The sequence below is a fragment of the Streptomyces sp. NPDC029138 genome, from assembly GCF_055564375.1.
In genome coordinates, this window is record NZ_JBVHWM010000132.1 from 1 (window position 1) to 6,438 (window position 6,438).

5 protein-coding genes are annotated in these 6,438 nt (G+C 72.3%); 4 read left to right on the plus strand and 1 reads right to left on the minus strand.

Going from position 1 to position 6,438, the window contains the following annotated elements:
• Positions 1-187: 187 nt before the first annotated feature.
• Positions 188-643 (plus strand): hypothetical protein, encoded by a 456-nt coding sequence (locus ACZ4WH_RS43695; RefSeq protein WP_468191845.1) that lies wholly within the window; start codon positions 188-190, stop codon positions 641-643.
• Between the two features lie 293 nt (positions 644-936).
• Here ACZ4WH_RS43695 and ACZ4WH_RS43700 read toward each other — a convergent pair whose 3' ends face one another.
• On the minus strand, positions 937-1,530 hold the full coding sequence (locus ACZ4WH_RS43700) for a malonic semialdehyde reductase (RefSeq protein ID WP_468191848.1): 594 nt from the start codon (positions 1,528-1,530) through the stop codon (positions 937-939).
• Between the two features lie 324 nt (positions 1,531-1,854).
• Between ACZ4WH_RS43700 and ACZ4WH_RS43705 the strand changes: the two genes are divergently transcribed.
• The 3 genes from ACZ4WH_RS43705 to ACZ4WH_RS43715 all read left to right on the plus strand — a co-directional run bounded on the left by ACZ4WH_RS43705 (position 1,855) and on the right by ACZ4WH_RS43715 (position 6,198).
• Positions 1,855-4,638, plus strand: coding sequence for an ATP-binding protein (locus ACZ4WH_RS43705; RefSeq protein WP_468191851.1), 2,784 nt, complete (start codon positions 1,855-1,857; stop codon positions 4,636-4,638).
• A 166-nt stretch (positions 4,639-4,804) separates the two neighbouring features.
• Positions 4,805-5,560, plus strand: coding sequence for a CoA transferase subunit A (locus tag ACZ4WH_RS43710; RefSeq protein ID WP_468191861.1), 756 nt, complete (start codon positions 4,805-4,807; stop codon positions 5,558-5,560).
• Positions 5,560-6,198, plus strand: a complete 639-nt coding sequence (locus ACZ4WH_RS43715) for a CoA transferase subunit B (RefSeq protein WP_468191854.1) — start codon at positions 5,560-5,562, stop codon at positions 6,196-6,198. The genes ACZ4WH_RS43710 and ACZ4WH_RS43715 overlap by 1 nt, the downstream gene beginning before the upstream one ends.
• The last annotated feature ends 240 nt before the right edge of the window (positions 6,199-6,438 follow it).

Below are 6,438 nucleotides of genomic sequence, written 5' to 3' on the forward strand. Positions count from 1 at the left end.
GTTCCTGAGGCATGGAATGGAACCCTTGGGGCGCACCCCCTGGCAAAGAAGTCGGACGGGGGGGGGAAACCGAAAAGTGGGGGGGGTTTTGGGGGGGGGGGGGGGGGGACCCCCCCCCCCCCCCCCCCTCCCCCGAGGCGTTTCCCAACGCTCCGCGTCCGGCGCGGAGAAAGAGAGGTGCGTCGACATGCTGGTACCCGGGTACCGCCGGCAGCTCCAGGCGGTCGTCTCCGGCAGCGCGACTCCCTACGGCTACACGCTGACCCTGTGGACCTCCACTGCGGTGACATCCGCCGCCCGCGGCTCGCCGCGGGCCATGGACGCCGCGGCGCTCCTGATCGGTGCGACGCTGTCCTTCGCGGCCGTGGGTGCGTTCGCCGCAGGCGGCTTCCGCCGGCCGATCGGCCCGCGTGCCGCCGGCCCGACTCCGGTCTGGGCAGCCTTCCACCTGCCGTCGGCGGGCGCCGGGATGCTGCTGTGCCGGCTGCTCGCCTCCTGCCTCTCCCGATGCCTCCTGTGGACGGCGGTCGGTGCGGTGAGCACCGCCGCCTACCTGGTGGGCGTCGCCGCACAGTTCTGGTACGCCGAACGTCACGGCGCCGAGGCCCCCGCGCGGCCCCGGAACGCGCCGCACGGCTCCTGACACCGCGAGCCGCACAAGATGGCCGCCGCTCCCGGGGAACGGCGGCGATCACGGCGGACGGGGGGCTGCCTGTCCCGGCGGCACGGCGGATGCGACGGGGCGACGGGGCGACGGGGCGACGGGGCGACGGGGCGACGGGGCGACCGTGTACGGGCCCGGACGTCGGCTGCGCGCAGGCGCGGATCTCGCCGCCTGGCCGGCACGTGATACGACGAGGCCGCCGCCTCCTGGGAGGCGGCGGCCGCATCTCGTGTGCTGCGCCCGGCACGGTGCGTGCGAGCACCGGCTCCGGATCAGACGGTGGAGAAGACGTCGTCGAACTCGAGTCGGGGCAGGCGCGGCAGCCACGCGTTCTCGCCGGGCTTGCCGATGTTCATCACGGCGAGGACCCCGTGTTCACCGTCGGGGAAGAACTCCTTGTCGATCCCCTCGGCATCGAAGCCCGTCATGGGTCCGGCCGCGAAGCCGGCGGCGCGCACTCCCACGATGAAGTACCCCACCTGGAGCGCGGCGTTGAGTCGTGCGGTCTCCTCCCGCACCGACCGCTCGGCGAAGAAGACGTCCTTGGCCTGCGGGAAGTGCGGGAACTGGCTCGGCAGTTCCCGGTGGAACTCGTAGTCCGCCGCGAGGATGGCCACCAGCGGAGCCGAAGCGGTCTTGGCCCGGTTGCCCTCGGCCATGTGCCTGAGGAGGCGCTCACGGGCCTCGTCCGACCGGACGAGGACGACGCGCAGCGGCTGCTGGTTCATCGAGGTCGGGCCGTACTTCACCAAGTCGTGGATGGCACGCACCTGTTCGTCCGTCACCGGCTCGTCCGTGAACGCGTTCGCCGTGCGTGCGTCGCGGAACAGAAGATCTTGGGCCGCGGAGTCGAGTACGAGAGACATGGACACCTCTGAGGGAAGTCGGAAAGGAAGGAGCGCGGGCTCGGTGTCGTACGGGACCGACGCACATCGCCCGACGTCGCCAGTGTCCGAGAGGCGGCTCCCAGCCGCATCGCATGTACTGGTGATTCGCGGTAGGTCATCGTGCGCTCGCCGTCTGCCTCCGGGCGGGCTCGCACGGTCGCTCAGGCAGGCTTGGGCGAGGCGTTGTCACCCGGGTGAAGCCCGGACGGTGTGCAGCGCCCCGGCGCCATGGATCCGGCATGCTGGACCCATGCGGAACGACAGGATCACGGACTGGTCACCGGACAGCACGGACCAAGACCGATGACGACCTTCCCCCTCCGCGGCCGGGACAGCGAGCTCGCGGTCCTGCGGCAGGCCCACACCACCGTGCGCGCCGGCGGTGGAATGTGCCTGCTCGTCGAAGGAGCACCGGGCGTCGGCAAGACGAGGCTCCTGCAAGAAGCGGTGCGTATCGGTCACGTGGAGGGCTTCGATGTCATCCATGTCCAGGCCGACGAACTCGACCAGTACGCCTCGCAGTCATCGCTGCTGGCCGCGCTGCGGGAGTCCGGCGGGGGTGACGGCGACGGGCCCGAACAGGGAGTCGCCGAGCAGCCGTTCTGGGTCCTGGACCGCATCGCCGAGATCCTCGAACGCCGAGTCCGGCGGGCGCCGGTGTCGGTCGTGGTCGACGACGCGCAGTGGGCGGACCCCACCACGCTGGCCGCCCTGCGCGCGCTGCCGAAACGGCTGGTCGACTCGCGGATCCTGTGGATCTTCGGTATGCACACCGCGAGCGGGCGGTCCCTGGCCCGACATGCGCGCGACTATTTGGAGGAGAACGGGGCCGAACAGCTCGTCCTGCGCCCCCTCGACACCGAGGCGATCACCAAGATCGCCGCGGACCTCCTCGGCCGCACCCCGGAATCCGGCCTCGCCCCGCTCCTGCGGGACGTGCATGGTAACCCCCTCCTCGTCGTCGAGCTCCTGCGAGCCCTGGAGCGGAGCGGAGGCCAGGCCCCGCTCGTCGGCGGCCCACCCGTCCCCGCCGGTTTCCGGCGCACCGTCCACCGTCGCCTCGGGGAACTGCCCGAGGACGCCATGCAGCTGCTGCAAGTCGGTTCGGTGCTCGGCAGGAGGTTCGACCTCACGACGGCCGCCCGGATGCTCGACCGCCGGGTCGGAACGCTCCTGCCCGCGGTGAGCGCCGTACTGAACGCCGAACTGCTGGCGGAGGACGGCGACCGTCTGGCCTTCCGGCACGAGCTGGTGCGCCGCGCCGTGTACGAGGAGCTTCCCCGCCCCATGAGATCGGCTCTGCACCGGGAGGCCGGAGAGCTCCTGGGCACCGCGGGCGCACCGTCGCCCGAGGTGATCCGGCACGTCGTGCTGGGTGGGGGGTCACTGGACCAGGAGGCGATGCGGATGCTGCTGCGGGCGGTGCGCGACATCGCCGCGACGGTGCCAGAAGCCGCCGCCGACCTCGCGCTCGAAGCGGCGGACCGGCTGCCGCCGAGGGACCCACGCAGGATCGAGCTGCTGACCGAGGCGGCGTTCCAGCTCACCGGAACCCGCCGTATCCACGAGGCACTGCACCTGGTGAACACGACCCTCTCCGACGACCTGGCCGCCGCACAGCAGGCGGCCCTGCATCTGGTCGCGGCCGAGATCCACCAGGCGACAGGAGACGACACGACGGCCATGGCGCACACACGCCTCGCGCTCGCGCTGCCCGACCTGCGCGAGGAGCTGCGCACCCAACTGCTCAAGACGCAGGGCACCGGACTGGTGTCGATGGGCGAGCTGGCGTCGGCCGAGGCGATCGGCGGCATGCTGATCGAGGGCGCCCGCGGGAGCCGGGACACCGCGGTGGTGGTGAGCGCGATGGTCTTCCAGTCCCAGATCGCCTTCTACCGCGGCCGGTTGTCCGACGCCGTCGAACTCGCCGAACAGGCCAGGCAGCGGTCGGACACCGAACCGCACACCATACGGCTGCGCCCGCCGCGGGTGCCCGCGCTCTGGCTGGCCACGGTCCTGACCGCCACGGACCGCCTGGACGACGCCGAACGGACCCTGCGCGAAGGCCAACGCCAGGCTGAGGCACTGGGGCTCGGCTGGTCCCTTCCGCACTGGCACGTCCACCGCGCCTGCGTGCTGCTCGAACGCGGCGCCCTGGACGACGCGGCCGTCGAGGCGGAGGCGTGCCTCGCGGTCGCCGACGAACTGGAGATCACCCGGGCGGTCCCGCTGGCGCGGGCGGTGCTCGCCGATGTCGCCGTGCGCCGTGGAGACCTGTCGCAGGCACGGACGCAGCTGCGGACCGCCGAGGCGACGGCCGGCATGGCGAACCCGCCTCACGGTCCCTGGCTGGCATTGGCCAAGGCCGCTCTGCTCGACGCGGAGAACCGCTCCCGGGAGGCGGCCGACCTCACCGGCGGATTCGGCACAGGACCGGCGTGGCTGCCGTCCGTTCCGCCCGGTCACTGGCCGCGGCTGGTGCGGATCGCGCTGCGGGGCGGCGGGCGGAAGGCGGCGGAGGCCATCCTCACGGTGCTACAGCGCATCGCCGCCGAGGGGGGCAGCCACGTCATCACCCGGGCCGTCCACGCCCATGTCCGGGGCCTTGTCGAGAGCAACCCGCAGCTGCTCGAGGCCGCCGTCCGGGACTACCGGCAAGGACCCCGTGTCCTGGCTCTCGCGGCCGCCCACGAGGACCTGGGCAATGCCCTCATCAGCCGGGGCGCCGTCGACGAGGCCGTCCCGCACCTTCGGGAGGCACAAGGCCTGCTGCGGCGATGCGGCGCCGCCCGCGACCACGACCGGGTACGGCGGCGCCTGGGCGACCTGGGTGTGCGGGCCGCGCCCGGCCCCCACCGCCCGGCGGCCACATCCGGATGGGCCAGTCTGTCCGAGTCCGAACTGAGGGTCGTCCCGCTGGTCGCAGAGGGGCTCACCAACCGCGCCATCGCCGAGCGCCTCTACCTGTCCGTCCACACCGTGAACACCCATCTGCGCCACATCTTCACCAAGCTGGGCATCAACACCAGAGTCGAGCTGACCCGGCTGCTCCTGGAGCGCGAGGCCGCCGGCCCGCCGGAGGCCTGAGGCGCCGATCACCCGGGTGATTCGACCCCGCCGGTCCGGCGCTCACCCCGGCGCGATGCAGCATCTCCCCGTTCCGTGCGTCGATACGGAGGAGCCGGACATGACTGCACCGCACGCCCTGCGACCTGTCGCCCCCGCCCCCGCGCTCGCGGGCAACGGCGGCGGGCTGGACAAGGTGGTGACCACGGCCGGGGAGGCGGTGGCCGACGTGCCGGACGGGGCGTCACTGGCGGTGGGAGGGTTCGGGCTCAGTGGAGTCCCGAACGTGTTGATCCAGGCGTTGTACGAGCGTGGAGTGCGCGATCTCGCGGTGGTGTCGAACAACTGCGGGGCGATGGACTCGGGCCTCGCGGTGTTGCTGACGGCGGGGCGGATCGCGCGGGTGACGGGCTCCTACATCGGGGGGAACCAGGAGTTCGCCCGCCAGTACCTGGCCGGTGAACTGGAAGTGGAGCTGATCCCGCAGGGCACGCTCGCCGAGCGGCTGCGGGCCGGCGGCGCCGGCATTCCCGCCTTCTACACCCCCGCGGGCGTGGGGACACAGGTCGCCGAGGGCGGTCTGCCGTGGCGCTATGACGGCCATGGCGGGGTGGCCGTCGCCTCCCCGGCCAAGGAGACCCGCACGTTCGACGGCGTCCAGTACGTACTGGAGCGCGGGATCCGCACCGACTTCGCACTGGTGCGCGCGGCGAGGGGAGACCGGCACGGCAACCTCGTCTTCCGGCACTCCTCCCGCAACTTCAACCCCCTCGCCGCGATGGCCGGCAGGATCACCGTCGCCGAGGTCGAGGAACTCGTGGAACCGGGCGAGATCGACCCGGACACGGTGCACCTGCCGGGGATCTTCGTGCAGCGCGTGGTCGCGCTCACCCCCGAGCAGGCGGCCGACAAGAAGATCGAGAAGAGGACGGTGAGCATCTGATGGCCTGGACGCGGGAGCAGATGGCGGCTCGGGCCGCGCGCGAACTGCGCAACGGACAGTACGTCAACCTCGGCATCGGCCTGCCCACGCTGATCCCCAACCACCTCCCCGACGGGGTGGAGGTGGTCCTGGAGTCCGAGAACGGCATTCTGGGCACGGGTCCCTATCCCACCGACGACCAGGTCGACCCCGATCTGATCAACGCCGGGAAGGAAACCGTCACGGTCCTGCCCGGTGCCGCCTTCTTCGACTCGGCCCTCTCCTTCGCGATGATCCGCGGCGGCCACATCGACGTCGCCGTCCTGGGTGCCATGCAGGTCTCGGAACACGGCGACCTCGCCAACTGGGCCGTACCCGGCAAGCTGGTCACAGGGATCGGCGGAGCGATGGACCTGGTCCACGGCGCCCGTACCGTCATCGTCGTCATGGCCCACACCGCCAAGGACGGCAGCCCGAAGATCCTGCGGGAGTGCAAACTCCCGCTGACCGGCAGGGCATGCGTGAACCGCGTCATCACCGACCTCGGCGTCCTGGACATCACCGACCACGGCCTGCACCTCGTCGAGTGCGCCCCGGGTGTGAGCACCACGGAGATCATCGCCAGGACCGACGCCGAGCTGACCATCGCATGCGCCTGATGTCAGCTGCCTCGGGTGAAGCCCGAGGCTGGTGAGTCCTGGCCGCCCCTGGCTGTGGTGTCCGGCCTACGTCCTGCGCCTTCACGGTGCAGGACGGTTGACTGCGCCCCGCATCGCACATCCGCGCACGTCCGTACCACGCCACCCGGGGGGGGGGGGGGGGGGGGGGGGGGGGGGGGGGGGGGGGGGGGGGGGGGGGGGGGGGGGGGGGGGGGGGGGGGGGGGGGGGGGGGGGGGGGG

Excerpts from the sequence above, each read along its gene's own strand:
- ACZ4WH_RS43715 (WP_468191854.1), top strand. The coding sequence starts at position 5,560 with ATGGCCTGGACGCGGGAGCAGATGGCGGCTCGGGCCGCGCGCGAACTG.
- ACZ4WH_RS43695 (WP_468191845.1), top strand. The coding sequence starts at position 188 with ATGCTGGTACCCGGGTACCGCCGGCAGCTCCAGGCGGTCGTCTCCGGC.
- ACZ4WH_RS43705 (WP_468191851.1), top strand. The coding sequence starts at position 1,855 with ATGACGACCTTCCCCCTCCGCGGCCGGGACAGCGAGCTCGCGGTCCTG.
- ACZ4WH_RS43700 (WP_468191848.1), bottom strand. The coding sequence starts at position 1,530 with ATGTCTCTCGTACTCGACTCCGCGGCCCAAGATCTTCTGTTCCGCGAC.